The 26,719-nt window shown below is 64.9% G+C and carries 24 protein-coding genes and 1 pseudogene; 15 read left to right on the top strand and 10 right to left on the bottom strand.

Annotated elements, in window-relative coordinates:
• The 4 genes and pseudogenes from A3AC_RS30575 to A3AC_RS0125985 all read left to right on the top strand — a co-directional run.
• Nucleotides 1–96, top strand: a pseudogene (locus A3AC_RS30575) (succinate--CoA ligase subunit alpha); the annotation flags it as partial.
• 143 nt (nt 97–239) lie between these two features.
• On the top strand, nt 240–944 hold the full coding sequence (locus A3AC_RS0125995) for a TerC family protein (protein WP_025602365.1): 705 nt from the start codon (nt 240–242) through the stop codon (nt 942–944).
• A 137-nt stretch (nt 945–1,081) separates the two neighbouring features.
• Complete coding sequence (locus tag A3AC_RS0125990; RefSeq protein ID WP_025602364.1) at nt 1,082–1,714, top strand: pilin; 633 nt, start codon at nt 1,082–1,084, stop codon at nt 1,712–1,714.
• Nucleotides 1,715–1,850: 136 nt separating this feature from the next.
• Nucleotides 1,851–3,635: a PglL family O-oligosaccharyltransferase gene (locus A3AC_RS0125985; RefSeq protein ID WP_025602363.1), complete on the top strand. Its 1,785-nt coding sequence runs from the start codon at nt 1,851–1,853 to the stop codon at nt 3,633–3,635.
• Nucleotides 3,636–3,693: 58 nt separating this feature from the next.
• Here A3AC_RS0125985 and moaC read toward each other — a convergent pair whose 3' ends face one another.
• Nucleotides 3,694–4,170, bottom strand: coding sequence for a cyclic pyranopterin monophosphate synthase MoaC (gene moaC, locus A3AC_RS0125980; RefSeq protein ID WP_025602362.1), 477 nt, complete (start codon nt 4,168–4,170; stop codon nt 3,694–3,696).
• Between the two features lie 184 nt (nt 4,171–4,354).
• Here moaC and A3AC_RS0125975 point away from each other — a divergent pair, with 184 nt between their 5' ends.
• Nucleotides 4,355–6,115, top strand: coding sequence for a M48 family metalloprotease (locus A3AC_RS0125975; protein ID WP_025602361.1), 1,761 nt, complete (start codon nt 4,355–4,357; stop codon nt 6,113–6,115).
• Nucleotides 6,116–6,234: 119 nt separating this feature from the next.
• Here A3AC_RS0125975 and A3AC_RS0125970 read toward each other — a convergent pair whose 3' ends face one another.
• The 6 genes from A3AC_RS0125970 to A3AC_RS0125945 all read right to left on the bottom strand — a co-directional run bounded on the left by A3AC_RS0125970 (nt 6,235) and on the right by A3AC_RS0125945 (nt 11,020).
• Nucleotides 6,235–6,834, bottom strand: a complete 600-nt coding sequence (locus tag A3AC_RS0125970) for a DUF2946 family protein (RefSeq protein WP_025602360.1) — start codon at nt 6,832–6,834, stop codon at nt 6,235–6,237.
• Complete coding sequence (locus tag A3AC_RS0125965) at nt 6,827–7,975, bottom strand: YheT family hydrolase (protein ID WP_025602359.1); 1,149 nt, start codon at nt 7,973–7,975, stop codon at nt 6,827–6,829. Before A3AC_RS0125965 ends, A3AC_RS0125970 begins: the two co-directional genes overlap by 8 nt.
• Nucleotides 7,976–8,025: 50 nt before the next feature.
• The gene (locus A3AC_RS0125960) at nt 8,026–8,472 is read right to left on the bottom strand and encodes a nuclear transport factor 2 family protein (protein ID WP_025602358.1); all 447 of its coding nucleotides are present in this window, start codon (nt 8,470–8,472) and stop codon (nt 8,026–8,028) included.
• Nucleotides 8,473–8,640: 168 nt separating this feature from the next.
• Complete coding sequence (gene waaF / locus A3AC_RS0125955; protein WP_025602357.1) at nt 8,641–9,666, bottom strand: lipopolysaccharide heptosyltransferase II; 1,026 nt, start codon at nt 9,664–9,666, stop codon at nt 8,641–8,643.
• A 191-nt stretch (nt 9,667–9,857) separates the two neighbouring features.
• Entirely contained in the window at nt 9,858–10,052 is a 195-nt protein-coding gene (locus A3AC_RS0125950) for a zinc-finger domain-containing protein (protein WP_013340400.1), read from the bottom strand.
• A 44-nt stretch (nt 10,053–10,096) separates the two neighbouring features.
• The gene (locus A3AC_RS0125945; RefSeq protein ID WP_025602356.1) at nt 10,097–11,020 is read right to left on the bottom strand and encodes a branched-chain amino acid transaminase; all 924 of its coding nucleotides are present in this window, start codon (nt 11,018–11,020) and stop codon (nt 10,097–10,099) included.
• A gap of 286 nt (nt 11,021–11,306) precedes the next feature.
• Between A3AC_RS0125945 and A3AC_RS0125940 the strand changes: the two genes are divergently transcribed.
• The 9 genes from A3AC_RS0125940 (at nt 11,307) to A3AC_RS0125900 (ending at nt 21,203) form a co-directional block, all read left to right on the top strand.
• On the top strand, nt 11,307–12,053 hold the full coding sequence (locus A3AC_RS0125940) for an AzlC family ABC transporter permease (protein WP_025602355.1): 747 nt from the start codon (nt 11,307–11,309) through the stop codon (nt 12,051–12,053).
• Complete coding sequence (locus A3AC_RS0125935) at nt 12,050–12,373, top strand: AzlD domain-containing protein (protein ID WP_025602354.1); 324 nt, start codon at nt 12,050–12,052, stop codon at nt 12,371–12,373. Before A3AC_RS0125940 ends, A3AC_RS0125935 begins: the two co-directional genes overlap by 4 nt.
• Nucleotides 12,374–12,641: 268 nt before the next feature.
• Entirely contained in the window at nt 12,642–13,835 is a 1,194-nt protein-coding gene (locus A3AC_RS0125930; RefSeq protein ID WP_015003666.1) for a phosphoglycerate kinase, read from the top strand.
• 535 nt (nt 13,836–14,370) lie between these two features.
• Nucleotides 14,371–15,807, top strand: coding sequence for a pyruvate kinase (pyk, locus tag A3AC_RS0125925; protein WP_025602353.1), 1,437 nt, complete (start codon nt 14,371–14,373; stop codon nt 15,805–15,807).
• 226 nt (nt 15,808–16,033) lie between these two features.
• Nucleotides 16,034–17,098 carry a class II fructose-bisphosphate aldolase gene (gene fba, locus A3AC_RS0125920; protein ID WP_025602352.1) on the top strand — a complete coding sequence of 355 codons (1,065 nt, stop codon included), beginning with the start codon at nt 16,034–16,036 and terminating at the stop codon, nt 17,096–17,098.
• Nucleotides 17,099–17,240: 142 nt separating this feature from the next.
• Nucleotides 17,241–18,131: a phosphoribosylaminoimidazolesuccinocarboxamide synthase gene (locus A3AC_RS0125915; protein WP_025602351.1), complete on the top strand. Its 891-nt coding sequence runs from the start codon at nt 17,241–17,243 to the stop codon at nt 18,129–18,131.
• A 69-nt stretch (nt 18,132–18,200) separates the two neighbouring features.
• Nucleotides 18,201–18,719: a 5-(carboxyamino)imidazole ribonucleotide mutase gene (gene purE, locus A3AC_RS0125910; protein ID WP_025602350.1), complete on the top strand. Its 519-nt coding sequence runs from the start codon at nt 18,201–18,203 to the stop codon at nt 18,717–18,719.
• Between the two features lie 206 nt (nt 18,720–18,925).
• A complete protein-coding gene (locus A3AC_RS0125905; protein WP_025602349.1) occupies nt 18,926–20,122 on the top strand; it encodes a 5-(carboxyamino)imidazole ribonucleotide synthase in 1,197 nt (398 codons plus the stop codon).
• Nucleotides 20,123–20,132: 10 nt separating this feature from the next.
• The gene (locus A3AC_RS0125900) at nt 20,133–21,203 is read left to right on the top strand and encodes an L-threonylcarbamoyladenylate synthase (protein ID WP_025602348.1); all 1,071 of its coding nucleotides are present in this window, start codon (nt 20,133–20,135) and stop codon (nt 21,201–21,203) included.
• A gap of 149 nt (nt 21,204–21,352) precedes the next feature.
• Here A3AC_RS0125900 and A3AC_RS0125895 read toward each other — a convergent pair whose 3' ends face one another.
• The 3 genes from A3AC_RS0125895 to dacB all read right to left on the bottom strand — a co-directional run bounded on the left by A3AC_RS0125895 (nt 21,353) and on the right by dacB (nt 25,585).
• Nucleotides 21,353–22,603: an SGNH/GDSL hydrolase family protein gene (locus A3AC_RS0125895; RefSeq protein WP_025602347.1), complete on the bottom strand. Its 1,251-nt coding sequence runs from the start codon at nt 22,601–22,603 to the stop codon at nt 21,353–21,355.
• Between the two features lie 95 nt (nt 22,604–22,698).
• Nucleotides 22,699–23,712: a sterol desaturase family protein gene (locus tag A3AC_RS0125890; protein ID WP_025602346.1), complete on the bottom strand. Its 1,014-nt coding sequence runs from the start codon at nt 23,710–23,712 to the stop codon at nt 22,699–22,701.
• Nucleotides 23,713–23,869: 157 nt separating this feature from the next.
• A complete protein-coding gene (gene dacB, locus A3AC_RS0125885) occupies nt 23,870–25,585 on the bottom strand; it encodes a D-alanyl-D-alanine carboxypeptidase/D-alanyl-D-alanine endopeptidase (protein ID WP_025602345.1) in 1,716 nt (571 codons plus the stop codon).
• Between the two features lie 469 nt (nt 25,586–26,054).
• On the opposite strand from dacB, the gene A3AC_RS0125880 reads away from it, so the two are divergent.
• Nucleotides 26,055–26,717, top strand: coding sequence for a response regulator (locus tag A3AC_RS0125880; protein ID WP_025602344.1), 663 nt, complete (start codon nt 26,055–26,057; stop codon nt 26,715–26,717).
• Nucleotides 26,718–26,719: the final 2 nt, after the last annotated feature.

The raw sequence follows: 26,719 nt of genomic DNA, 5'->3' as shown, positions 1-26,719 counted from the left end.
ACGGCCGAAGCGAAGCTGGAAATCATGGACGCCTGCGGCATCAAGGTCACGAAGAACCCGTCGGAAATGGCGCGTCTTCTGAAGGCGATGTTGTAAATCGAAACTGGCGCCCAGTTGCGGCGCCTTTTTTGATACGCTTACGAGATCCTTTCGTTGGCGTGCGGCTCGAAGCGGGGGAGTTCAACACTCCTCCGCTTTTTTATTGTCTGCGCCTCCCGTTCCTTCTTATTCTTTTGCTCATGCTCGAGTTCCTCGCCACGCTCCACTGGGGCGCAGTCATTCAGATCATCGTCATCGACATTCTGCTGGGTGGCGACAACGCCGTCGTAATCGCGCTTGCTTGCCGCAACTTGCCGCCTGCACAACGCACGAAGGGCGTGCTGTGGGGCACGGCCGGCGCGATTCTGCTGCGCGTGATACTGATTGCGTTCGCGGTCGCGCTGCTCGACGTGCCCTTGTTGAAATTTGCGGGCGGGTTGCTGCTGCTGTGGATCGGCGTTCGTCTGATGGCGCCGGCGCATGACGCGCATGAGAACGTGAAGCCTGCCGACAAGCTTGTCTCGGCGATCAAGACGATCATCGTCGCGGATGCGGTCATGAGTCTCGACAACGTGATCGCCATCGCAGGCGCGGCCGAGGCCGCCGACCCCCAGCATCGGCTCGCGCTGGTGATCTTCGGTCTGGTGGTGAGTATTCCGCTGATCGTGTGGGGCAGCCAGTTGGTGCTGAAACTGCTGGATCGTTTCCCGATTGTGATCACGCTTGGCGCAGCGCTGCTCGGCTGGATCGCGGGCGGCCTCATCATCAACGATCCTGCCGGCGACCGCTGGCCGGTCCTCGACACGCCTCTTGCCGAATACGGGATGAGCGTCGCCGGTGCGCTGTTCGTCGTGATTCTTGGCTATGTGATCAAGCGCCGCAACGCGAAATCCGCCGCGGCCTGAGGCGGCATGCAGTATGTGTCTCCGGGAACTCGAGGTTAGCCATTCGGCTGACTGTCTGACACGAGCGTCGCTCGCTACGATGGAAGCGCCTGTTCCCGATCCGTGGAGCAGGCGTTTTTCGTTTCAGGAGCCTGCCGATGATCGTCACCTTGCCTTACTCCCCTTATTCCCAGTCCACGCGGGCGCACTCGCGGCTTGCTCGAGCGCGCTGGTCCGCGAGACTCGCGCGAGCTTGCCGCCGCGTCGGCTCGCGCCTCGGCTTCGGCTTTACGCTGATCGAACTGATGATCGTGCTTGCGATTGTCGGCGTGATTGCCGCCTATGCGATTCCCGCGTATCAGGACTATCTCGCGCGCAGCCGCGTGGGCGAGGGCCTGTCGCTCGCGGCCTCGGCCCGGCTTGCCGTTTCGGAAAACGCGGCGAGCGGCAACGCGTTCGGCGGAGGCTATGCGTCGCCGCCCGCCACGCGCAACGTCGAATCCGTTCATATCGACGACGACAGCGGCCAGATCACCGTCGCCTTCACGACGCGTGTCGCGCCGGCCGGTTCCAACACGATCACGCTCGTGCCGTCGGTGCCCGACAACATCGATGCGCCTACGGCGCGCGTCGCGTTGACCAAGGGCTCGGTGCAGGCCGGTGCGCTCGCGTGGGAATGCTTTGCTGGCGGCAAGACCTCGTCGTCGTTGCCTGCGCCCGGTGCAGGGCCGACGCCCACGCAGGCGCCCACATTGCCGTCGAATCTCGCGCCGCCCGAGTGTCGCGCGTAACGTACGGCGCTTGCACGCAAAGCTAGAGGCTCAAGCGTAAATCGCTGATTTTCGGGATATTTAAGCCCAGCCGGCGCACAGCGCAAGGATTTTTTTGTATAGTGCGCCGGTTGCTGACGCCCAACCCGCTTACTCGATGCCCACACCTTTCGCGCGCTATCTTTCTCTCGTTCTGTTGGCTCTCGCGTTGGTGCTGCCTTATGCAGTCGTCAACCACACGTATCCGATCCCGACGTTTTACGCTGAATTCACCGCGCTCGCGTTGTATCTGCTGATGGGCGCAGGCGTGGTCCTCCTGGTGGCGGGCTCGCAGCCGCGCATCGGTTTTGCGTCGCCCGTGGTGGCGCTTGTTCCGTTGCTGTTCGGCCTGCTGCTGGTCGCACAATCGGTGCTGCTGCCGGTCTCGCAGCCGTCGATGAACTGGCTCGGCGGCGGTTTTCTGCTGGCCGCCTTCATGGCGACGCATGCGGGCTATGGCTTTGCGCGCGCGAAGCTCAGCGAGACCGCGTTGCGCTGGGCGGCCTGCGCACTCATTGTTGGCGGATTGTTTGCGGTGTTCTGCCAGGTCATTCAGCTCTTTCACCTCGAGGCTCGCGTGTCGCCGCTCGTCGTCGCGTATAACGTGACGGTGGAGCGCCGGCCGTTCGGCAACATGGCGCAGGCGAATCACCTCGCCACCTATATCGCGTTCGCGATGGCAGGCGCGCTGTACCTAGTGCAGACGCGCCGGATCGCCGTCGCGATGTGGGCGCTGGTCTCGACCATTTTCGCGGTGGGGCTCGCGCTGACCGTCTCGCGGGGTCCGTGGTTGCAAATGGGCGTGATCGTCGTGGCCGGGTTCTGGATGGCGTTTGCACAGACGCGCGCTGAACCGCAGTTGCGCCGCAGCCATCGGCAATGGCTCATTCCGATTGCGCTTGCTGTGATGTTCTTCGTCGTTAATGCGCTGATTCGTTGGGCCAACGTGCGCTATCACCTCGAACTCGGGCAATCCGCGGCGGATCGCTTCAAGGACGCCGGCCAGATCGCGCCGCGGCTCGCGCTGTGGAAATACGGCTGGACGATGTTCCGCACGCACCCGTTGCTGGGCGTCGGCTGGGGCGAGTTTCCGAGCTACCAGTATCAGTTCGCGAAGACGCTCGGCCATGTGGAGATCGCCAATAACTCGCACGACATTTTTATCGACCTGCTGGCGAAGACCGGTCTGATTGGCCTCGCGATCGTGCTGTTTGGCCTCATTGCGTGGCTCGTGCGCGTGGTGCGTGCGCCGCAGAGCGCGGCCCGCATATTCGGCATTGCGCTGATTGGCGTGCTTGTCATGCATGCGCTCGTCGAATATCCGCAGCAGTACATGTTCTTCCTGCTGCCGGCCATGTTCGTGTTTGGCCTGCTCGAGACACGCCCGCTGCGGCTCGTGCCCGCGCGGCTGTCGTTCGGCGTGTTCGCCGTGGTCGTGTTCGGCGGCATTGCCGCGCTGTATCCGGTGTATCGCGATTACGCCCGCGCGGAGGTGCTGTATTACGGCACGCGTCCGGCTGAGCAATATCAAGCGGAACCATCGTTTCTGTTCGGGGCATGGGGCGGGTACGGCATGGCAACGCTTCTTCCGATGAACTCGATGGACCTTCAACACAAGCTGGCGATGCATCGTCAAGCGATGGCGCTCCTGCCCGGCGAAACGGTGCTGCGCCGTTATGCGGTGCTACAGGCGTTGAGTGGAGATACGGCCGCGGCATTCGATACTGTCGAGCGACTGAAAATCTTCGCCGAGGAACTGAAAGACTGGCCGTCGCAGTTGAGCTATCTGTATCAACTCTGCGATGAACAGAAGACGCTCGCCGGCTTCAAGGCAGAGCTGGTGAAGCGTTACGGCATGCCGTCGGGCGACGTCGAGCAGGAAGACGACAGCGACGATGAGTGAGTCGCGGTTTTGTGAAGGTGGCAGCGGCGCATAGAGGATGGCGACCGCGAGCGCGCGGTCACTCCGCCACCCAATCCCCCGACTTCCCGCCGTGCTTTTCCATCACCTTCACATCGGTGATCGTCATGCCGCGATCCACCGCCTTGCACATGTCGTACACCGTCAGCAGCCCGACCTGCACGGCGGTGAGCGCCTCCATCTCGACCCCGGTTCTGCCGAGCGTTTCCACCTGCGCGGTGCAATGCACGGAGGGCAGTTTCTCGTCCAGTTCGAAGTCCACCTTCACGCGTGTCAGCGCGAGTGGATGACACAGCGGAATCAGATCGGCGGTGCGCTTTGCGCCTTGAATCGCGGCAATGCGTGCGATGCCGATCACGTCGCCCTTCTTTGCGTTGCCGTCGCGAATCAGCGCGAAGGTTTCCGGCAGCATGCGGATCGAACCTCGCGCGATGGCGACGCGCTTGGTCTCCTGCTTGCCGCCGACGTCCACCATATGCGCCTTGCCGGCAGCATCGAAATGAGTGAGATCAGGCATGGTTGGCTCCTTCAGAGGGCGCCTATCATAGCAGTGCGATAGCAGTGCGGCGCGGCAGCCCGGCGCACCCGAGCATGCCTGAGCCGCGCGTCGACTGATTACAATTGCGCCTTGTCCGCTATCTTAGTCGTGCGTTCATCCGGGCGGCGGGCATCGCCATTCGACTCCGTCATACGAACTCGCAATGCGTCCCAAACGGTTTCTTGCTGCGTTGCTGTGCGTCACGCTTGCGGCGCCGCCTGCTGCGTTCGCGCAGGCGCGCGCCGCGTCCAGCGCCGGGCCTGCCGGGCAGTCCGCCGAGCCGCCGCTCGTCAGCGGACCGGTGGAGTCGTACGCGGATCCGCTGGTGCCGTCCGACATCGCGCAAGGCGTGTTCGGCGTGTATGGCGGCGCGCAAAGCCGCTTTTCCGGCAGCTCAGGCAACTCAGGCAACTCAGGCAACTCAGGCGGGAACCGCGGCGCGAATAGCGGCGCCAACACCGGCTGGCGTGCGCCAATCGCCACGCAGCAATTGCCCGACCTTGGCAGCGGCGGCGCGGGGACGCTCACGCCGCAAGCCGAGCGCAAGCTCGGCGAACGCGTGATGCGCGAATTGCGCCGCGACCCCGACTATCTCGACGACTGGCTGGTGCGCGACTACCTGAACTCGGTCGCCGCAAAACTCGCTGCGGCGGCGAACGCGCTCTACATCGGCGGCTATCGGCCGGACTTCGACCTGTTTGCGGTGCGCGACGCGCAGATCAATGCGTTTTCGCTGCCCGGCGGGTTCATTGGCGTGAACACAGGGCTGATCGTCGCGACGCAAACGGAGTCCGAACTCGCGTCAGTGCTCGGCCACGAGATGGGTCACGTCCTGCAACGCCATATCTCGCGGATGATTACGACCGGCGAGCGCAGCGGCTACGCGGCGCTCGCGGGCATGCTGTTCGGCGTGCTCGCGAGCGTGCTCGCGCATAGCGGCGACCTGGGCAGTGCGATTGCGATCGGCGGCCAGGCTTATGCGGTCGACAACCAGTTGCGCTTTTCGCGTTCGGCCGAACACGAGGCGGACCGTGTCGGCTTCTTGCTGCTCGCCGGCGCGGGCTACGATCCGTATGCGATGACCACGTTCTTCGGCCGCCTCGACCGTGCGGCGATGAGCGACACCGGCATTCCGGCGTACGCTCGCACGCACCCGCTGACTGGCGAGCGGATCGCCGACATGGAAGACCGCGCGCGGCGCGCGCCTTACCGCCAGCCGCATCAGGCGAGCGAGTACGGCTTCGTGCGCGCACGAGCTCGCATGTTGCAGGACCGCTCGCGCAGCGAGTACGCCGACGAGGTCTCGCGCTTGCGCTCGGAGATCGAAGACCGCACGGCGCCGAACGTTGCTGCGAACTGGTATGGCATCGCGTATGGCCAGATGCTGCTTGAGCGTTACGACGACGCGGCCCGGTCGCTCGCTTCGTCGCGTGATGCGTTTGCCGTGGGGGCGCAGGCGGAGGGCGACCCCGCACGCAGTTCGCCGAGTCTCGACGTGCTTGCCGCCGACATCGCGCGGCGTGCCGGCCGCGACGAGGAGGCGGTGCGTCTTGCCGACTTTGCGCAAAAGCGCTGGCCGCAATCGAACGCCGCCATCGACATGCACATTCGCACCTTGCTGAGCCTGCGGCGCTTTGCCGAGGCGCAGGCGTTGGCGCAGAAAGAGACCCGGGCGCAGCCCGATCAGCCGGCATGGTGGTTGTACCTCGCGCAGGCAAGCGCCGGGACGGGCGATGCGCTCACGCGTCATCGCGCGCTCGCCGAGAAGTTCGCGCTGGAAGGCGCGTGGCCCTCGGCGATCCGTCAATTGAAGGACGCGCGCGATATGAAGACGATCGGCTATTACGACCTTGCCACCGTCGACGCGAGGCTGCATGAAATGGAGAACCGCTACAAGGAAGAGCGGCTGGATGAAAAGAGCTAACCGCGAAGTGTCGCAACACTGCGGCGTCCGGCGGCGAGAGCACCTTCGCCGCCGGAGCGACGACTAACCCGTTGCGACAGGTGTTTTCGCAGACAGGCCGCTTGCCCGGGATGCACGCGTCAGACGTTCGCCGCCGGGCTCTCTACAAAACCGAAGCGCGACGCGACTTCTCCACGCCTTATCGGCTGCAGCGGCAACGTGGTGCCGCCGTTCCAGTGGAACTCGCCGCTAACGGAATCGTCGGCGAGCGTCGTGTGGTCCGCGAAAACTTCCAGATCGTGATCGTGCAGCACGGCGATTCGCGGCGGCGCGCGCAGACCCGACGGATCCGAATGACCCGAGGCGCCGGCAAACAGAATGCCGCCCTCGTCGTCGGCATACACGACTGAGGGTTCGAAACGGTTACCTGCCTGATCTGTCAATGCGAGCACGCCGTCCGCGTCGACCGACAAGCGCACGACCCAAGGCGTATAGCCGAGTTCCACGTACACCCGCTGCGGTCCGTTCTGGAAGAACCATTGCCCGCGTTCGTCGCACTCGTAGTTGCGGTTGATGAAGCCGAGCAGCGCTTCGTGGCGGATCGGCACGCCCGGCGAGCCGCTCGCCTGTGCGGCTTCGTCGCGCATGCGCCACTGGCCGCGCCGGTCGAGCATCAGCCAGCCGGTGCAACTGGGAACGTTTGGCCATTTGGCCAAAGCCTGCTTGACGATGTCATCCATGATCGACGTGTTGCTCCAGAAAGCCCAACACGCGCCGCGACAGCCAGTCGATCCGGCCGGGAAACGGTCCGGTCATGAAGCCGGCGTGACCGCCGTGCCTCGGCTGATCAAGTTCCACCGCCGCCGACACCTGATGCCGCGCCGGCAACGCCCTCGCCGGCAAAAACGGATCGTTGCGCGCATTCAGCACGAGCGTGGGCACCTGAATGTGCGGCAGCAAGGGGCGCGTGGTGGCCACGCTCCAATAGTCGTCGGTATCGCGAAAGCCGTGCAGCGGCGCCGTGACGACATTGTCGAACTCGTACATGGTACGGCTCGCAAGCATCGCGTTGCGGTCGAACAGGCCGGGAAACTGCGCCAGCTTCTGCTCGGCCTTCTGCTTGAGCGTCTTCAGAAAGTTGCGCGTGTAGATCATGCCGAGGCCTTGCGACAGCGCGTGGCCGCCTGCGTGCACGTCGATGGGCGTGGAAACCGCGGCGGCGCCGGCGATTACCCACGCCGCATCCTCGCGCTGCTCGCCGAGCCAGCGCAACAGCACATTGCCGCCGAGCGACACGCCCGCGGCGACCAGCGGCCCGCGGTGCACGGCGCGCAGGCGTCGCAGGATCCAATCCACTTCGTTGCTGTCCGCCAGATGATAGAAGCGCGGCAGGCGATTGAGCTCGCCGCTGCAACTGCGAAAGTGCGGCACGACGCCGTGCCAGCCATAATCGCGCGCGGCTGCCATCAACGTGGATGCGTAATGCGAAGCGGAGCTGCCTTCCAGGCCGTGAAACAGAACGAGCAACGGCGCGTTAGCAGCGGGAACCGGACGCGCAGCGTCGCCTGTCATGGCCGAGGCCGGCGAGTCGTCGTGCCGAACCCAGTCGACGTCGATGAAATCGCCGTCAGGCGTGTCCCAGCGCTCGCGGCGAAACGACACAGCGGGACGGCGCGCGAACAGCGACGGCACGATGGTCTGCACATGTTTGTTCGGCAACCACAGCGGCGCGCGGTAGAGCAGGTCTTTGGCGGCTTCCAGACTCGCGTCGATAGTGGCGTCGACAGTGGACTGGATAGCGGCCTCGACGCCGGCTATACCCGACGTAGCGGTCTGCTCTCGTGTCGTCCGCAAAGAGGACTTGCTGCGGGGCGTGCTCATGCCGGTTCAGGAGCGGGATTCAAAGCGAAAGCGTGGCGGCGCGCAGCGCTTCAGTGGAGCGACCCTTGGCCATGCCGCATCTTGGTGGCGAACTGGCTGGCGGCTTCATTGGGCATTGGGCTCGCGTGGATGTGCGCAATGCGCCATTCGCCGCGTTCGTGGACCATCACATAAGTGGTGAAAACCATCGTGGGCGCGGCTTTCGGGTCGACGGGCCGATGTGCCTCCGCGATTGCGTAGACGACGGTGCCGAGGCTGTCGTAGACGCGAATGTCGAGCGGTTCGATAGAGACCGGCGCCGCTTCGAACAGCACCTGCAAGCCCGTGCGAATGCTGTCGAGGCCATGCAGATGCGAGCCGTCGGCACAAATGCAGCTCACGAACTCTTCGTCGATCCACAGGCCCATCAGGCTGTCGATATTGACCTCGGCGACGGCCTGGTAATAGGCGTTGAGGGTATCGGCGGCGGCTTCGAAGATGTGGGCAAAACGTGGCATGGCTCGTCAGTCTCTTGTGCGCGGCGCGCGGTTGCAAGGCAGCGGTGAGCGGGACAGTCCGGACCACCGGACGATCGCACCCGAGCGCCAGAATGCCCGCGCCGCAAGGCGCGAACATGACGCGACGCGCTCAGGGGCGTGCGGTGTTGCATGCAAGTGTCAGCCGGCTCAGCGTTGCGCGAGCAACATGCCGCGTAAATCGCCGAAAACCTGCTCGGCGCTCAACTGCTTCAGGCAGTTCAGATGACCGAGCGGACACTCGCGCTGAAAACAGGGGCTGCATTCGAGATGAAGCCATTGTACCTTCGCAAGCTCCGACAGGGGCGGCGTGTGCCGCGGATCGGTCGAACCGTAGACGGCCACGAGCGGCCGGCGCAGCGCGGCAGCGACGTGCATGAGCCCCGAATCGTTCGTGACAACGGCATTGGCCCGCGCGATCAGCGCGCAGGCTTCGCCAAGCGCGGTCTGGCCGCACAGGTTGCGCACGTTCGGCGCTTTTTCGGCGATGGCCTGCGCAAGCGGCGCGTCTTTCGGCGAACCGAGCGCGACGATCTGCGTGTATGGGAACGACTGGCCGACCATTTGCGCGAGCGCGGCGAAATGCTCGGGTGGCCAGCGCTTGGCCGGGCCGTATTCGGCGCCCGGGCAGAACACCAGCAACGGCACCCGCGTGTCGAGATTGAAGCGGGCCGAGACGCGCGCCGCCTCGTTCAGGTCGGCGTCGAGCCGCGGCATCGGCAGGTCGTCGGGAATTCTGGCGCCCGGCGCGTAGGCGAGGGCGGCGTAATGGCCGACCATCGGCGGGCGCTCATCCTTGCGCGGATTCGCGTGGCGCACGTTCAGGAGGCCGTAGCGGCTTTCGCCGGTATAGCCGATGCGCAGGCGAATGCCCGCCATCCACGGAATCAGCGCCGACTTCAGCGAGTTCGGCAGTACGTAGGCCGCGTCGTAGCCGACGTCGCGCAAGTCGCTCGCGAGCTGCCAGCGGCGCAGCATCTGCAGCTTGCCGTGCGCGAGGTCGGTGGCGTAGACGTCGCGGATTTCCGGCATGCGTTCTAGCACGGGCGCAACCCACGAGGGCGCGACCGCGTCGATCGCGATGCGGGGATGCAGCTTCACGAGGCGCGCAAAGAGCGGCTGCGCCATCAATGCGTCACCGATCCAGTTCGGTGCGATAACCAACGCGCGACGCATCAGAGTGATTGTCCGGTGTCGAAACGAAGCGCCTCGCGCGCGATGCGCGGGGTGCCTCGGATAAATAAAAATAAAGGAAAAGGGGCGATTCGCCGCTACGAATACCGGCGAAAGCCCCAGCAGCGGGCGAGGCAGCAACCGGCGGGACAGCCGATGCCGCGGGCGAACGGCTCGCGTTCAGTACGCGAGGTTCAGTGACCCTTGATCACTTCGCCGTCGCGCAGCTTGTAACGCGTGCTGCAGTAGGGGCAGCGCGCTTCGCCGTGCGACACGTCGATAAAGACGCGCGGATGCGAACTCCAGCGCGGCATGGCCGGGTTCGGGCAGTACGCCGGGAGGTCCTTTGCCGTCAGTTCGACCAGCGGCATTTCCTTGATATCGCTCATGAGACTTTCTCGTTGTATGCAGGGTGCGTGCGGCGCAATGCGCGTTAAATCCTGGTCAGCCAGTGTGCGTACTTTTCGCTCTTGCCGTTGACGACGTCGAAGAACGCAGACTGCAGCTTCTCCGTGATCGGGCCGCGGGCGCCGGAGCCGATGGTGCGGTTATCCAGTTCGCGGATCGGCGTGACTTCGGCGGCGGTACCGGTGAGGAACGCTTCGTCGCAGGTGTAGACCTCGTCGCGCGTAATGCGCTTTTCGATCACGGGAATGCCCATGTCGCGCGCGAGCGTGATGACCGTGTCGCGCGTAATGCCGTCGAGGCACGACGACAGGTCAGGCGTGTACAGCTTGCCGTTGTTCACGAGGAAGAAGTTTTCGCCGGAGCCTTCCGACACATAGCCGTCCACGTCGAGCAACAGCGCTTCGTCGTAACCGTCGGCGATGGCTTCCTGGTTCGCGAGGATCGAGTTCACATACCAGCCCGACGCCTTCGCGCGGACCATGGACACATTCACGTGATGCCGCGTGAACGACGAAGTCTTCACGCGGATGCCCTTGGCGATGCCGTCTTCACCGAGGTAAGCGCCCCACGGCCACGCGGCAATGGCCACATGGATGGTGTTGCCCTTGGCCGACACGCCGAGCTTTTCCGAACCGACCCAGATGATCGGGCGCAGATAGCACGACTCGAGCTTGTTCTCGCGGACCACTTCGCGCTGCGCGGCGGCGAGCGTTTCGTGGTCGAACGGCACGCCCATCTGAAAAATCTTGGCCGAGTTCAGGAGACGCTTGGTGTGCTCCTGCAAACGGAAAATCGCGGTGCCGCCGTCGGCCGTCTTATAGGCGCGCACGCCTTCGAAAACGCCCATGCCGTAATGCAGCGTGTGGGTCAGCACATGGATCTTGGCATCGCGCCAGTCGATCAGCTTGCCATCCATCCAGATCTTGCCGTCGCGGTCGGCCATTGACATACGGTTCTCCAGCAGGTGCGTGTTGGTGTGAAACCCCAAGCCCGTGGATGCGCGAGGCGCCGGGGCGCGGAAAGCCGGACGCGCCGGAAATTTCCGATGGGGTGCAGCGAAGAGCGTTATTTTAGCGTCTTTTGCACACGAAACGGGCATTTGGACGCATGCCGGGCGCTATAATTCGGCGCACGCATAATTCGCATCCGGATGCGCCAGCGGGTGCTCGACGAGCTGGCGCCGATTTTCCCCAAATTTTCCCATCGCGGCTTTCTGCGCCCGCGCTTTCCGCCTCATGCTCGCTCGTCTGTCAGACATCGATCGCCGTGCCTTCCGCGAGGGCGCACGCGACTATTCGCCCACGCTCATGGCGATCTGCTCCTGGGGCCTCGTCACCGGCATCGCGATGAGCAAGTCCGTGCTCACGCTGCCGCAGGCGCTCGCCATGTCGCTCCTGTGTTACGCCGGCTCGTCGCAACTGGCGGTGCTGCCGCTGCTCGCCGCCAAGCTGCCGATCTGGACGGTGCTGCTCACGGCCGCCATGGTCAATACGCGTTTCGTGATCTTCAGCGTCGGCCTTGCGCCGCACTTTTCCTATCTGTCGATGTGGCGGCGCATCCTGCTCGGCTACTTCAACGGCGACGTGATCTATCTGCTGTTCGTGAAGAAGAACTTTGCGACCGGCTATGTGCCGGGCAAGGAGGCGTACTTCTGGGGCATGGCGGTGAGCAGCTGGCTGTCGTGGCAGGTGGCGTCGATTGCGGGCATCCTGCTCGCGAGCCTGATTCCGGACAACTGGGGGCTCGCGCTCGCCGGCACGCTTGCGCTTCTGCCGATCATGGTGGCGGCTATTGCCACGCGTTCGACGCTGGTCGCGGTGTGCATCGCTGGAATCGTGGCGCTGCTCGCGTTCGACCTGCCGTACCGGCTTGGGCTGCCGCTCGCGGTGATCGCCGCGATCATCGCGGGCAGCGCCGCGGACCTGATGGCCGAGCGCGCCGATTTGCGGCGCATTCGCAGCGGCGCGGGGGATTCGCAATGACGTCCGTGGAAATCTGGCTCGCCATTCTCGGCATGACCTTCGTCACCGCCGTGACACGCGCGATGTTTCTAATCGGCGGCGAGCGCACGGTTTTGCCCGGCCGCGTGCAGCGCATGCTGCGCTATGCGCCCGCTGCGGCGCTCGCCGCCGTGGTCTTGCCCGATGTGCTCGGCACGCCCGAGGGCCTCTCGTTTGCGCCGTCGAACCACGAGTTCTATGCGGCGCTCGCGGGCCTCGCGTGGTTTTTGTGGCGCCGCACCATGCTTGGGACGATCGTCGTTGGAATGGTCGTTTTCACGCTGCTGCGTTTGTTCATGTAACCGAGGGTGGTTGCCATGCTGCGACGCAGCATGGCAGTGCGGCATTCGAATACGGGGGATTCGCCCGCTCGCGGGTCAGAAGGTAGTTCGGATCAGTTAAAATGCCCCTTTCCGGGATGACCGCGCCGATGCCTGGCGCCTGCGCCGCGGCCTTGTCGCCGGCGTTCCACCTCGTGGAGCCGCCCTGCCGACGCGCTGGAGTTCACTGCGCCGAAAGCCGTGTGCGCCGTCCGCCACCGCCTTCCCATCAACTCGCACACAACCGCCCATGAACAAGGTATTGCGTCTCTCCGATCTGATCGCCGAAGGCAAGCTGTCCGGCAAACGAGTGTTCATCCGCGCCGATCTGAACGTGCCGCAAGACGATCAAGGCAACATCACCGAAGACACCCGCATCCGCGCCTCGGTGCCGGCCGTGAAGGCCGCGCTCGACGCCGGCGCCGCCGTAATGGTCACGTCGCACCTGGGCCGTCCGACCGAGGGCGATTTCAAGCCGGAAGACTCGCTCGCGCCGGTCGCGAAGCGCTTCGCGGAACTGCTGGGCCGCGACGTGCCGCTCGTCGCCAACTGGGTGGAAAACGGCGTGAACGTCGCGCCGGGCCAGGTCGTGCTGCTGGAAAACTGCCGCGTGAACAAGGGCGAGAAGAAGGATTCCGACGAGCTTGCGCAAAAAATGGCGAAGCTCTGCGACATCTACGTGAACGACGCATTCGGCACCGCGCACCGCGCCGAAGCGACCACGCACGGCATCGCGAAGTATGCGCCGGTGGCTTGCGCTGGTCCGCTGCTGGCTGCCGAGCTCGAAGCGCTCGGCAAGGCGCTCGGCGCGCCGAAGCGACCGCTGGTGGCGATCGTCGCTGGTTCCAAGGTGTCGACCAAGCTGACTATTCTGAAGTCGCTGGCCGAGAAAGTGGATCAGCTGATCGTGGGCGGCGGCATTGCGAACACGTTCATGCTGGCCGCGGGTCTGAAGATCGGCAAGTCGCTCGCCGAAGCCGATCTGGTGAGCGAAGCCAAAGCCATTATCGACGCAGCGAAGGCGCGCGGCGCCTCGGTGCCCATTCCCACCGACGTGGTCACGGCGAAGGAGTTTTCGCCGACCGCCAAGGCCGAGATCAAGGCCGTCGCCGACGTCGAGGACGACGACATGATCCTCGACATCGGACCGGAAACCGCGAAGACGCTCGCCGCGCAACTGGAAAAAGCCGGCACCATCGTGTGGAACGGCCCGGTCGGCGTGTTCGAATTCGACCAGTTCGGCAACGGCACGAAGACGCTGGCCGACGCTATCGCGAGGTCGTCGGCGTTCTCGATTGCGGGCGGCGGCGATACGCTCGCTGCCATCGCCAAGTACGGCATCCACGACAAGGTCAGCTATATCTCCACGGGCGGCGGCGCCTTCCTCGAGTTCCTGGAAGGCAAGAAGCTGCCGGCTGTCGAAGTTCTGGAATCGCGGGCTTAACGTGGCAGCGCGCTCCCCAACGGCGAAGCCTGCAAAAGCGAACGGTCAGCGCGGCAAGCCGCGCGACACAGCGGCAGCGACGGCAGGGGAGCGCACGGCGCGCTCCGCGGCCACTGCGGCCACCGCCGCCACCGCCACCGCCACGGCGGCCAGAGAGTCCGAGCTTGCCAGCACGGTTGCCGCCGCGCTGGCGACCTCCCTGACGGGTGCCGGCGAAGCCGCGCCGGCGGCCAGTCATTCAGAAGAGCCCGAGGCGCCTGTCGCGTCCGTGGAGTCGACCACCGCGGAAAGCCCGGCGGAACCGTCCAGCATTGCAATTGACGAATCCGCCGCGCCATCCACGGAACTCCCGGAAGCCCAAGTCGCCCCGGCACCCCCGCCGGCACTGCGCGTGCCGGTGTCGAACACCGCTTCACCCCATAAAGCGACGCTGGTTTCAACCGGCGCGCAGCCCCCGGCAGCATCTTTCGGTGCGCAGCCTCCGCATCCGACTCGCAGCGCTCTTTCCAGCGATCCTATCCAGACGAGGAGACTCATGCATCGCGCCACCAAGATTGTCGCTACCATCGGACCGGCTTCCAGCACGCCGGAGATTCTGCTGCAAATGATTCAGGCAGGCGCCGACGTGGTGCGGCTCAATTTCTCGCATGGCACCGCGGACGACCACCGCCAGCGCGCCGAATTCGTGCGCGAGGCGGCTCGCCAGGCGGGCCGCGAGGTCGCCATCATGGCGGACCTGCAAGGCCCGAAGATCCGGGTCGGCAAATTTGAAAACGGCAAGGTCACGCTTACCTCGGGTGAGCCTTTCATCCTCGACGCGGACTGCGAGCTCGGCAACCAGGAACGCGCCGGCCTCGACTACAAGGACTTGCCGCGCGACCTGAAGCCGGGCGACGTGCTGCTGCTCAACGACGGCCTCATCGTGCTGAATGTACAGCGCGTGATCGGCAACGAAATCCATACGATCGTGAAGATCGGCGGCGACCTGTCGAACAACAAGGGCATCAACCGCCAGGGCGGCGGTCTGTCGGCACCCGCGCTGACCGCCAAGGACATGGAAGACATCCGCACGGCAATGTCGCTCGGCGTCGATTTCGTCGCGGTATCGTTCCCGAAGAACGCGACCGACATGGAAATGGCGCGCCAACTGGCGAACATCGCCGGCGCGCCGTATGGCATCAAGCCGAAGATGATTGCCAAGATCGAGCGCGCGGAAGCCATTCCGGCGCTGCAAGGCATTCTGGACGCGTCGGACGGCATCATGGTCGCGCGCGGCGATCTCGCCGTGGAAGTGGGGAATGCCGCAGTCCCCGCGCTGCAAAAGCGGATGATTCGTATGGCGCGCGAGTCGAACAAGTTCGTGATCACCGCGACCCAGATGATGGAGTCGATGATCTACGCGCCGGTGCCCACGCGCGCGGAAGTGTCGGACGTCGCCAACGCGGTGCTGGACGGCACGGACGCGGTGATGCTCTCGGCGGAATCGGCGGCAGGCAAGTACCCGGTGCAGACCATCGAGACAATGGCCGCGATCTGCGTCGAAGCCGAGAAGTCGGAGCAGTCGGAACTGGACAAGGATTTCCTCGACCGCACCTTCACGCGCATCGACCAGTCCATCGCGATGGGCGCGCTCTTCACCGCCTATCACCTGGGCGCGAAGGCGATCGTGGCGTTGACCGAGTCCGGCTCGACGGCGCTGTGGATGTCGCGTCACTGGACGCATGTGCCGATTTTCGCGCTCACGCCGCGCGTCGGCAGCGAGCGGGCCATGGCGCTGTACCGCAACGTGACTTCGCTGCATCTGGACACCAACACCGACCGCGACACGGCGTTGCAACAGGCGTTGGAGACAGTGGTCAGCAAGGGTTACGCGTCGCGTGGCGACATGGTGGTGCTGACTGTCGGCGAGCCGATGGGCCAGGCCGGCGGCACGAATACGCTGAAGATCGTACGGGTCGGCGAGCCGTATTGATCTGCAGGACTGCTCGACCGGCACAGGCTTGATTGAGCGAAGCAGGCTGTCGTACCCGCGACGTTTCGTTTGCGTCGCGGCGCATTGGCCCTTGTCGCGCGGGAGCATGAAACCATGTCTTGCGCGCAGCGGCCAGCGCCTCAATGGGTGTGCGGTTTGCTTCGCGATAAAATCGCCCAGAAGATGCCGGCGGCAAAGAATTCGTTTCAATCTAAGGAGTTACAGCATGCCTCTCGTATCAATGCGTCAACTGCTGGACCATGCCGCTGAAAACGGCTACGGCCTCCCGGCATTCAACGTGAACAACCTGGAGCAGGTGCAGGCGATCATGGCCGCGGCCGACAAGGTCAACGCTCCGGTCATCATGCAGGCTTCGGCCGGCGCGCGTAAATACGCGGGCGAAGCGTTCCTGCGCCATCTGATCGAAGCAGCGGTCGAATCCTATCCGCACATTCCGGTCGTGATGCATCAGGACCACGGCCAGTCGCCGGCGGTCTGTATGGCCGCGATCCGCAGCGGCTTCACCAGCGTGATGATGGACGGCTCGCTCGAAGCCGACGGCAAGACGGTTGCGTCGTACGAGTACAACGTCGACGTGTCGCGCAAGGTGGTGGAAGCAGCCCACTCGATCGGCGTCACGGTGGAAGCGGAACTGGGCGTGCTCGGTTCGCTGGAAACCATGAAGGGCGACAAGGAAGACGGCCACGGCGCGGAAGGCACGATGACCCGCGAGCAACTGCTGACCGATCCGGAACAGGCTGCCGACTTCGTCAAGCTCACGCAGTGCGACGCGCTCGCCATCGCGATCGGCACGTCGCACGGCGCGTACAAGTTCAGCAAGAAGCCGACGGGCGACATTCTGTCGATCCAGCGCATCAAGGAAATTCACCAGCGCATTCCGAACACGCACCTGGTGATGCACGGTTCGTCGTCGGTGCCGCAGGAACTGCTCGCGGAAATCCGCGAATTCGGCGGCGACATGAAGGAAACCTACGGCGTGCCGGTCGAGGAAATCCAGGAAGGCATCAAGCACGGCGTGCGCAAGGTCAATATCGACACCGACTTGCGTCTGGCGATCACCGGCGCGATCCGCCGCTACATGGCGACCAATCCGGGCAAGTTCGACCCGCGCGACTACCTGAAGCCGGCGCGCGAAGCCGCCATGAAGATCTGTATCGAGCGCTACACGCAGTTCGGCTGCGAAGGCCAGGCTGGCAAGATCCAGCCCGTTTCGCTTGATAAAATTGCGGAGAAGTACAAGTCGGGCGAACTCGCGCAAGTCGTCCGCTAAGCGGCATTTGCGTCAGCGCTGGCTCTGCGCCTGGCCGTTCGGCCAGGTTGTCGTTAGATCGCCGTTCCCGCATCATCCGGGGAACGGCGTTTCCCTTTTGTTCCGGTCACACTTTTTGCCTCATTTTTAGCGAACCACGACGATGTCTACCCTCTACGAATCCACGCTCCGCTCGCTGCCGCTGCTCGGCCGCGGTAAAGTCCGCGACAACTATGCGGTGGGCAACGACCAGTTGCTGATCGTCACGACCGACCGTCTGTCGGCGTTCGACGTCATCATGGGCGAGCCGATTCCGAATAAGGGACGCGTGCTCAACGAAATGGCGAACTTCTGGTTCGAGAAGCTCAAGCACGTGGTGCCGAATCACCTGACGGGCGTGGCGCCCGAGTCGGTGGTCGCGGCGGACGAAGTCGAGCAGGTCAAGGGCCGCGCGGTCGTGGTGAAGCGCCTCGAGCCGATTCTGGTTGAAGCGGTGGTGCGTGGTTATCTCGCCGGCAGCGGCTGGAAAGACTATCAGGCGACCGGTTCGGTGTGCGGCGTGCAACTGCCGCCGGGTCTGCAGAACGCGCAGAAACTGCCGGAGCCGATTTTTACGCCGGCGGCCAAGGCCGAAATGGGTCATCACGACGAAAACATCACGTACGACGAGATGGAGCGCCGCATCGGCACCGAACTGTCGGCCACGATCCGCGACATCTCGATCCGGCTGTACAAGGAAGCGGCGGATTATGCGGCCACGCGCGGCATCATCATCGCGGATACCAAGTTCGAGTTTGGTCTCGACAACCACGGCAAGCTGTACCTGATGGACGAGGCGCTCACCGCCGACTCGTCGCGCTTCTGGCCGGCCGACCAGTATAAAGTGGGCACCAATCCGCCCTCGTTCGACAAGCAGTTCGTGCGCGACTGGCTCGAAACGCAGGACTGGGCGAAAGAGCCGCCCGCGCCGAAACTGCCGGACGACGTCGTGCAAAAGACGGGCGAGAAATACCAGGAAGCGCTCGAACGTCTGACCGGGCACAAGCTCGCCTGACCGAATCCGCGACCAGCAAGCCGCAAACAGGAAGCCGCAAACAGCAAGCCGCAAACAGGAAGCCGCAAGATGAGTGAAGCACAAACCGCCCATACGCATGGTGCGCCGGTTGTCGGCGTGCTGATGGGCTCCAGTTCCGACTGGGAAGTCATGAAAAACGCCGTGGCGATTCTGCAGGAATTCGGCGTGCCGTACGAAGCCAAGGTGGTTTCCGCGCACCGCATGCCGGACGAAATGTTCGCCTATGCTGAAGGTGCACGCGAGCGCGGCATCCGCGCGATCATCGCGGGCGCGGGCGGTGCGGCGCATCTGCCGGGCATGCTGGCCGCCAAGACCACGGTACCGGTGCTCGGCGTGCCGGTGGCGAGCAAGTACCTGAAGGGCGTCGACTCGTTGCATTCGATCGTGCAGATGCCGAAGGGCGTGCCGGTCGCGACCTTTGCGATCGGCGAAGCGGGCGCGGCGAATGCGGCGCTCTTCGCAGTGTCGATACTGAGCGGCACTAGCGCGGAATATGCGGAAAAGCTGGCGGCGTTCCGCGTGCGCCAGAACGAAGCGGCTCACGCGATGGTGTTGCCGGCGCTGTAAGCGCCGGTTTGATTGATGCGCTGATAAGCGGACCGACCCCGGCCAAAGAGCTGGCCCAACAACCGGCCAAACGGCCGGCCGAACAACCAGGCGAGACCCGGCCCGATTGCTCAGCGATAGTTACAGGACGTCCCCTGTCTGACCAACCGGCCGCGCGCGTGCCATTGCAGAATTGAATGCACGTCCGGCCGCGACCGACCACCAAGATGAATCCAGACAACACACCGGTTTCACCGATTCTGCCCGGCGCATGGCTTGGCATGGTCGGTGGCGGCCAGCTCGGCCGCATGTTCTGCTTTGCCGCCCAGGCAATGGGCTACCGCGTCGCCGTGCTCGATCCCGACGAAACCAGCCCCGCGGGCGCGGTCGCCGACCGCCATTTGCGCGCGGCCTATGACGACGAAGCGTCGTTGACCGAACTCGCGCGGCTATGCGCGGCCGTGTCGACGGAATTCGAGAACGTCCCGGCCGCGAGCCTCGACTTTCTCGCGAAGACGACTTTCGTGAGCCCGGCGGGCCGCTGCGTTGCCGTGGCTCAGGACCGCATCGCCGAAAAGCGCTTTATCGCGTCGTCGGGCGTGACGGTGGCGCCGCATGTCGTGATCGAGTCGTCGGACGCGCTTGCCGCGCTCGACGATGCGCAGCTCGAAGCGGTGCTGCCCGGCATCCTCAAAACGGCTCGCATGGGTTACGACGGCAAAGGCCAGGTCCGCGTGCGCAATGCGGACGAAGTGCGCGAGGCGCATGCGTCGCTTGGCGGCGTGCCGTGCGTGCTGGAGAAGCGCCTGCCGCTCAAGTTCGAAGTGTCCGCGCTGATCGCGCGCGGCTCAAGCGGCGCGTCGGTCGTCTATCCGCTTGCGCAGAACACGCACCGCGACGGCGTGCTGTCGCACACCATCGTGCCGGCGCCGGACGCCAGCCCGACGCTTGTCGAGCAGGCGCAACAGGCCGCGCTGCAGATCGCCGACAAGCTCGGCTATGTCGGCGTGCTGTGCGTCGAATTCTTCATTCTCGAAGATGGCTCGCTCGTGGCCAATGAAATGGCGCCGCGTCCGCACAACTCCGGTCACTACACCGTCGACGCGTGCGCGACCAGCCAGTTCGAACAGCAGGTGCGCGCAATGACCGGCATGCCGCTCGGCGACACGCGCCAGCATTCGCCGGCCGTCATGCTGAACATTCTCGGCGACATCTGGTTTCCCGACGGTCCGAAGGGCGCGTCGGTCACGCCGCCATGGCACGAGGTGGCCGCCATGCCGGCCGCGCGTCTGCATCTGTATGGCAAGGAAGAGGCGCGTTGCGGCCGCAAGATGGGCCATGTGAACTTCACGGCTGCGACGCTCGACGAAGCCCGCACAGCGGCGCGCGATTGCGCGCGGCTTCTGCATATCGCCACGAGCTGACGCGCGCGCCATGCCAGATCGACAGAAACCGGTTCAGGCCGGCCTGCCTCCCGAAGCCGCCGACGCGCTGCCCGTCAGCGCCGCGCAGATCGAGCATGCCGCGGCGCTGCTCGATGCGGGCGGCCTCGTCGCGTTTCCCACGGAGACGGTGTATGGTCTCGGCGGCGATGCCCAGAATCCGGACGCCGTCGCGCGCATCTACGCGGCAAAGGGCCGGCCGGCGAATCATCCGGTGATCGTGCATCTGGCGCCGCAGGGCGATCCGGCATATTGGGTCGAGCATTTGCCGCAAGAGGCACAGCGTCTGATCGACGCGTTCTGGCCTGGACCGCTCACGCTGATCCTCAAGCGCGCCGCGCGCATTCCTGCGGCTGTCAGCGGCGGCCAGGATTCAGTCGGCTTGCGCTGTCCGTCGCACCCGGTGGCGCAAGCGCTGCTCGAGGCGTTCAGCGTCTTGCGCAACGGGCATGGCGGCGTGGCGGCGCCGTCGGCGAACCGCTTTGGGCACGTGAGCCCGACCACCGCGCAGCATGTGCGCGACGAGTTCGGCAGCGCGATTCATGTGCTCGACGGCGGGGCGTCGGACGTCGGTATCGAGTCGACCATTCTGGATTTGTCGCGCGGCTTTCCCGCGTTGCTGAGGCCGGGCCGTGTCACGCCGCAAGAAATCGCCGATGTGCTCGGCGAAGCGCCGCGCCTGCCTGACGGCTCGGACGCGACCGCGCCGCGCGCCTCGGGTACGCTGAAGGCGCATTACGCGCCGCGCACGCCACTCGCGTTGCTGCCGTTCAATGTGCTGGAGCCGTTGCTCGCCGCGCGCACAGCCGGCGAGCGCGTCGCGCTCGTCGCGCGGGCATCGCGAGCGGGGCAATGGGCCGACGCCGAGGGCGTGCATTTCATCGCCGCGCCCGAAGATCCTCACGTGTACGCGCGCGAGCTGTATGGCTTGCTGCGGGCGCTGGATCGCGCGAACGTCGCGCGTATTCTGATCGAGAAGCTGCCCGATACGATCGAATGGATTGCAGTGAATGACCGGCTCGGCCGGGCAGCCGCGGCGTTCGAGGCGCAAAGCCAGGGCTGAGCTTTTCCGCCCCACTTGTCAAAGGCACGCGCGTCAGAAGCGCCAATAAAAAACGCCTGGCTTTCGAATCGACGGGATCGATCGATAAGCCAGGCGTTTTTCAATTTTCCGGGCAAAAAACGACCGCGCGCCGCGCGGCCGCTTTCGGCTTATTTGCCGAGGCCGGTAGCCGCGATCTGCTGCTGCACGTACTGCGCGAACAACGCGTGCATGTGCGTGCTCGGATGGACGGTGTCCGCGAACATATAGGTCTGGTCCGCGCCGGCCACCGTGTAGGTCTGCGGCGAGCAGAACAGCGAAGAACCGAACTGCGCACCATACTGCTCCGGAGTCAGCCCGTTGGTCGCGCTCGGATTGGCGCGGGCGTAAGCGGTCGCGTTGCTCTGCATGGCGGTCAGGTTGCAGGCTGTGCCGGTGTTCGACACCGTGAAGCCGAGCGCCTTGTAGTTCGGCAACTGCTGATCCTGCCACGCGAACGCATCGACCACGATCACCTTGCCCGTGCCGAGCAGGCCAAGCGCCGTCAGGTTCTGCACGAACATGTAGTTGTACGCGGCGGCGATGCCCGTCAGCAGCGCAGCCGAACCCGGCGTGCTTGCGTTCGCGGCGACACCGAGCGGCGTGTTGCCGATGTCCGGCACGGTCGAGACCACCACATGAGTCGCGCCCGAGTTGACGATGGTCTTCACCTGCGTCGCGAGCTGAGTAGCAGCTTGAGCGACCTGCGGGTTAGGCAGTTTCGACAGATAACTGACGATGAACGCTACCTGACCCGCCTGCGTGTTCGGCAGCGTGCCGGCCTGCACGAGCAGCGGGAATTGCGTCTGTAGCGCGGTGGCGAGCGCCGTCAGGTTGGCGGTGTTTTCCGCGAACTGGAAGATGTCGTTTGCGCCGCCGTTCACCAGCACGAGCTGATTCGAGTTGAAGCTGCTATGTGCGTTCAGGTAGTTCGCGACCTGAGTCACGATGGGCACTGTCGTCGCAGCCATGTTGTTCGGCGCCCAGCCTTTGCCCTGCGCATTGACCACGTCCGATCCGCCCTGCGCATAACCGTAGCCACCCGCCGCGACGAGCGGCTGCCCGAAGCCGCCGAGGTAGGCCGGCTTCAACGTGTCGCCGTAATACGTTGCCACCTTTTGCGTCCACACTTCGCCCGGGTTGGTCGTGAAGCGGCCGCCGCCGAAGCTCGACTGAATGACGGGCGCATATGTGCCGACATCCGACAGGCTGTCGCCGAACGAGACCACCTGCAATTTGACGCCGCCCGCCGGCGTGCTGCTGCCTGAGTTGTTGTCGTCGCCGCCACCGCCGCAAGCGGCGAGCAGCGCAAATGCGGCGCTTGCGGCGGCGATTTGCGTGACGCGCAACCAATGCTGTTTCCTCGATGCTGTTTGCTTCATGTTGGCTACATCTCCTCGTATGTCTGGCCCTTGCGCCATGTATTGCAGGCCGCGCCCGCCGCGTCGGCGGCGTGACGACAGCTTACAGAATCTTTTTACGTCTGCGTCGTGCTGGAAATATCGTTGTTGTCGTTGATGCTTGCTTGCGAAGGCGTGACCGCGGTAGCAGCCATGCCGGCCGTGGAACGAGCTGCTGAGCCGGCTGTTGCGCCAGCGGTTGAACAAGCTGCTGAGCTCGCCATGCGCCGCGCATGAAAACGGGCGGCCCACGCGGGCGGAGCAAACAGCGCGCGCAGTTTGTCGGGCACGCCGCGCGCGTTCGCAAAGTCGTGCGCCATCGACGCCCATTCGTGGAACGTCGCCTTCAGCGGGTTGTACGTATGAAGCGGCTCGACGATGCCGTAGACGGGCGGCTCGCGCGGGTCTTCATCGACGTAGGTGCCGAACAGCCGGTCCCAGATCACGAGCACGCCTGCATAGTTGCGGTCGATATAACGGTCGTTGCGCGCGTGGTGCACGCGGTGGATGGACGGCGTGTTGAACACGTATTCGAGCCAGCCGAATTTACCGCTGAACTTGCGGACCACCTGGGTGTGCACGAAGAACTGGAAGCCCAGGTTGATCAGCACGATCGCGACGATCTGCTTCGGCGGAAAGCCAAGCATGGCAAGCGGAATCCAGAAGAGCCACATGCCCGCGAGCGGATACATGAGGCTTTGGCGGAAGGCTGTCGAAAAATTCAGCCGCTCCGACGAGTGATGCACGACATGCGCGGCCCATAACCAGCGCACGCGATGGCTGCAACGGTGAAACGCGTAGTAGAGCAGATCCTGTGCAACGAACAGCACGGCAAACGGGAGCCAACCCGCGTGCCACGTATGCACGCGGTAGTGGTCGTAGAAAAACGCATAGACGGGGATGATGGCGAGCCACGCGAGCTTGTCGGCGGCTTGCTGCAGTAGCGCGAGCGCCGCATTGCAAAGCGTGTCGCGCCAGCTGTAGAGCGCCGCGCCGGGGCGCGTTCGCCGCAGGTGCCACGCCTCCCAGCCGATACATGCGAGAAAGACTGGCGCCATGGCGAGCAGCAGCAATTCGGCATCGAATTGCATGGTGTCTTCCTCCGTGGTCTCTTGCCGCCGCGTGACATGCCGCGGTGTTCTGTCGTGTGTTGTTGTTATGGTTCAAGCGCGCCGCGCGGCTCGAACACTGCCCGACAGCGTACACGGTTCAGCGCTTGCCGCGCGCGGCCTTCGCTAGAAGGAATCCTCAATGGGCCTCGCGTCTGCGCGGGTTTTTCCTGGGCTTCACACGCGGTGCCGCGCTCGCCGGTTCGGCGGCGGGCGCCGAGACTCTGCTGAAGCCCGTGCTCGGCCCTTGATAGACCCATTCGAGCAATGCGTCGTGCGCCGCGCGCGCAGCTTCGGAGTGCGGATCGTTGATGAAGCTCACCACGACATAGCTGTTGCCGTCCGCCGATGCCACGTAGCCGGCGATCGCCCGCACGTCGCGCAGCGTGCCTGTCTTGATCTGCGCGTTGCCGCCCGCGCCCTGGTTGGTGAGGCGGTTGCGCATGGTGCCGTCGACGCCGGCAATCGGCAGCGACTGCACGAACACCTGAGCGACCGGGCTCGCGTTGGCCCGTTGCAGCAGATCGGCGAGCGAGAGCGCGGTGAGATGCTCGTCGCGCGAGAGGCCCGAGCCGTTGTCGAGCGACAGATACTGCATCTCGACGCTGTCGCGGCGCAGGAATGCCTCGATCGCGCGCGCGGATTTGGCGGGCGTCGCGGGCGGCTTTTCTTCGGCCGCGCCGATCGACAGGAACAGATTGCGCGCCATGGTGTTGTTGCTGAACTTGTTGATGTCGCGAACGATGTCCGATAGCAGCGGCCCCTGATGCGTGGCCACCAGTTTCGCGCCGACCGGCACCGCGCCTTCGCGCATGGCGCCGCTGAAGGTGCCGCCGGTTTGCTGCCACAGCGCGAGAAAACCGCCCGCAAAAAACGCCGAATGATCGAGCACCGCGACGTTGACCGTGCGCGGGCCGCAGCGCAGCGGATAGTCGCCGGCGAACGAGGCAACGACCGTGCCGTTAGGCGTCGGTGTGACCGTCGGCGAGACAGAAGCCGCTTCGCCGCGGCAAGGGCCGTTGACCGCGCGCATCTGATTGTCGATCTGCAGTTGCGCGAGCGCGGGCAGCACGTCGATCGCCACCGTGCCGTCAGGCGAGGGCGTCAGCGTGAACGACAGCGATTTGAACGCGTACAGCAGCGGATCCGGGCCGACGTTGTACGGCGCGCTGACGTCGTCGTCGAAGGCGGGCAGGTCGCGTGTCGACACATCGAAGTAGCGCTTGTCCAGCACGAGCGCGCCGTCTATGCCGCGAATCCCCGCCTTGTGGATCTTCTGCACGAGGTCGATCAGTTCCTCCGGCACGAGCTTCGGATCGCCCGTGCCCTGAATGTACAGATTGCCGTGAAGCACGCCGCTGGCGTCGAGCGTGCCGTCGGCATAGGCGCTCGTGCGCCAGCGGTAGTCGGGGCCGAGAATCGACAGGCCGGCGTAGGTGGTGACGAGTTTCATCGTCGACGCGGGCATCATCGGCTTGCCGGCGTTCAACGCGATGACCGGCGTGCGGTCGCCGACTTTTTCGACGACCACGCTGATCGACGACAAGGGTACGTGCGCGCGCTGCAGGCCGGTCATCACCGACTGCGGCAACACGGTGCTGACGTTCACGCCCGGATGCGTGGCCTTGACGCGCGCTTCGGCGGCAACCGGCAGGGACGCCGCGCCCGCGAGCGCGGCGCACACGAGCAGCCGCGCGCTCGCGCGCAAAGCGCCGCGGCGCGGCGACATCGTAACGGAAGCGTCGGTCCGGAAAGCAGTGAAAGCGGTGAAAGCGGTGAAAGCAGACGTCAGGCGTGAAAGCAGCGCCGCGTGACGAATATGGCGTGCGACGGAAGACAGGAAAGCGTGCGTCATGAACGGGCGAGAAAGCAAAATGTCAGGGCGTGGAGCACGCGGCAATTCAAAGCGGTGAAGACAAAGCGTGAAAAGGTCGCGCAGCGAGTGCCTGCGCGGCGCATTCGCAAGGCCGCTGCCCGCTTCGCCGTGGCGAACGCGGCGCTGACCGTTCGTGCCAGTGCCGCGAGCGAAGTCCCGGCGCAGCGAGCGAATCCCAACGCGACGAGTGAATCCCCACGCAGCTAGCGAATCCCCACGCAGCTAGCGAATCCTACGCAGCGAGCGAAACCCCACGCAGCGAGCGAAACCCCACGCAGCGCCTGAAGCTCGCAGGCAAAGCCGCACGCAGCCTTGCAAACCGCCGCGCGACGCAAAGCGCCCATTGTAGTGACATGCCGCCGGCCTGCGGTGAAAAAAGCGTCGCGCGGCGCGCATCGCGGGGCGGGCGCTAGAATGCGGCATCATCGAATGTTGAGGGAACGTGACCATGCGCATCTTGCTAGTCGAAGACGACCGGATGATCGCCGAAGGTGTGCGCAAGGCGCTGCGCGGCGAAGGCTTCGCGGTCGACTGGGTGGAAGACGGCGAAGCGGCGCTCAGCGCGGCGACGAGCCAGCCGTACGATCTGGTGCTGCTCGACCTCGGCCTGCCCAAGCGCGACGGTCTCGACGTGCTGCGCACGCTGCGCGCGCGCGGGCACGCGCTGCCGGTGCTGATCGTCACGGCGCGCGACGCGGTGGCCGACCGCGTGAAGGGCCTCGACGCCGGAGCGGACGATTACCTCGTCAAGCCGTTCGATCTCGACGAACTCGGCGCGCGCATGCGGGCGCTGATCCGCCGTCAGTCCGGCCGCAGCGATTCGACCATCCGCCACGGCAATCTCACGCTCGACCCCGCATCGCATCAGGTGACGCTCGACGGCGCGCCGGTGGCGCTGTCCGCGCGCGAGTTTGCGCTACTGGAGGCGCTGCTCGCGCGGCCGGGCGCAGTGCTGTCGAAGAGCCAGCTCGAGGAAAAAATGTACGGCTGGGGCGAGGAGATCGGTAGCAATACCGTCGAGGTCTATATTCACGCGCTGCGCAAGAAGCTCGGCGCGGACCTGATCCGCAATGTGCGCGGGCTCGGCTACATGATCGCGAAGGAAGCCTGAGC

This window comes from Burkholderia sp. WSM2230 (assembly GCF_000472445.1).
Taxonomy (GTDB): domain Bacteria; phylum Pseudomonadota; class Gammaproteobacteria; order Burkholderiales; family Burkholderiaceae; genus Paraburkholderia.
This window is presented reverse-complemented; position numbering and strand designations above follow the sequence as displayed.

What these genes read in the sequence shown, in the direction of transcription:
- A3AC_RS0125995 (WP_025602365.1), top strand. Translation starts at nt 240, where the DNA reads ATGCTCGAGTTCCTCGCCACGCTCCACTGGGGCGCAGTCATTCAGATC.
- A3AC_RS0125990 (WP_025602364.1), top strand. Translation starts at nt 1,082, where the DNA reads ATGATCGTCACCTTGCCTTACTCCCCTTATTCCCAGTCCACGCGGGCG.
- A3AC_RS0125985 (WP_025602363.1), top strand. Translation starts at nt 1,851, where the DNA reads ATGCCCACACCTTTCGCGCGCTATCTTTCTCTCGTTCTGTTGGCTCTC.
- moaC (WP_025602362.1), bottom strand. Translation starts at nt 4,170, where the DNA reads ATGCCTGATCTCACTCATTTCGATGCTGCCGGCAAGGCGCATATGGTG.
- A3AC_RS0125975 (WP_025602361.1), top strand. Translation starts at nt 4,355, where the DNA reads ATGCGTCCCAAACGGTTTCTTGCTGCGTTGCTGTGCGTCACGCTTGCG.
- A3AC_RS0125970 (WP_025602360.1), bottom strand. Translation starts at nt 6,834, where the DNA reads ATGGATGACATCGTCAAGCAGGCTTTGGCCAAATGGCCAAACGTTCCC.
- A3AC_RS0125965 (WP_025602359.1), bottom strand. Translation starts at nt 7,975, where the DNA reads ATGAGCACGCCCCGCAGCAAGTCCTCTTTGCGGACGACACGAGAGCAG.
- A3AC_RS0125960 (WP_025602358.1), bottom strand. Translation starts at nt 8,472, where the DNA reads ATGCCACGTTTTGCCCACATCTTCGAAGCCGCCGCCGATACCCTCAAC.
- waaF (WP_025602357.1), bottom strand. Translation starts at nt 9,666, where the DNA reads ATGCGTCGCGCGTTGGTTATCGCACCGAACTGGATCGGTGACGCATTG.
- A3AC_RS0125950 (WP_013340400.1), bottom strand. Translation starts at nt 10,052, where the DNA reads ATGAGCGATATCAAGGAAATGCCGCTGGTCGAACTGACGGCAAAGGAC.
- A3AC_RS0125945 (WP_025602356.1), bottom strand. Translation starts at nt 11,020, where the DNA reads ATGTCAATGGCCGACCGCGACGGCAAGATCTGGATGGATGGCAAGCTG.
- A3AC_RS0125940 (WP_025602355.1), top strand. Translation starts at nt 11,307, where the DNA reads ATGCTCGCTCGTCTGTCAGACATCGATCGCCGTGCCTTCCGCGAGGGC.
- A3AC_RS0125935 (WP_025602354.1), top strand. Translation starts at nt 12,050, where the DNA reads ATGACGTCCGTGGAAATCTGGCTCGCCATTCTCGGCATGACCTTCGTC.
- A3AC_RS0125930 (WP_015003666.1), top strand. Translation starts at nt 12,642, where the DNA reads ATGAACAAGGTATTGCGTCTCTCCGATCTGATCGCCGAAGGCAAGCTG.
- pyk (WP_025602353.1), top strand. Translation starts at nt 14,371, where the DNA reads ATGCATCGCGCCACCAAGATTGTCGCTACCATCGGACCGGCTTCCAGC.
- fba (WP_025602352.1), top strand. Translation starts at nt 16,034, where the DNA reads ATGCCTCTCGTATCAATGCGTCAACTGCTGGACCATGCCGCTGAAAAC.
- A3AC_RS0125915 (WP_025602351.1), top strand. Translation starts at nt 17,241, where the DNA reads ATGTCTACCCTCTACGAATCCACGCTCCGCTCGCTGCCGCTGCTCGGC.
- purE (WP_025602350.1), top strand. Translation starts at nt 18,201, where the DNA reads ATGAGTGAAGCACAAACCGCCCATACGCATGGTGCGCCGGTTGTCGGC.
- A3AC_RS0125905 (WP_025602349.1), top strand. Translation starts at nt 18,926, where the DNA reads ATGAATCCAGACAACACACCGGTTTCACCGATTCTGCCCGGCGCATGG.
- A3AC_RS0125900 (WP_025602348.1), top strand. Translation starts at nt 20,133, where the DNA reads ATGCCAGATCGACAGAAACCGGTTCAGGCCGGCCTGCCTCCCGAAGCC.
- A3AC_RS0125895 (WP_025602347.1), bottom strand. Translation starts at nt 22,603, where the DNA reads ATGAAGCAAACAGCATCGAGGAAACAGCATTGGTTGCGCGTCACGCAA.
- A3AC_RS0125890 (WP_025602346.1), bottom strand. Translation starts at nt 23,712, where the DNA reads ATGCAATTCGATGCCGAATTGCTGCTGCTCGCCATGGCGCCAGTCTTT.
- dacB (WP_025602345.1), bottom strand. Translation starts at nt 25,585, where the DNA reads ATGACGCACGCTTTCCTGTCTTCCGTCGCACGCCATATTCGTCACGCG.
- A3AC_RS0125880 (WP_025602344.1), top strand. Translation starts at nt 26,055, where the DNA reads ATGCGCATCTTGCTAGTCGAAGACGACCGGATGATCGCCGAAGGTGTG.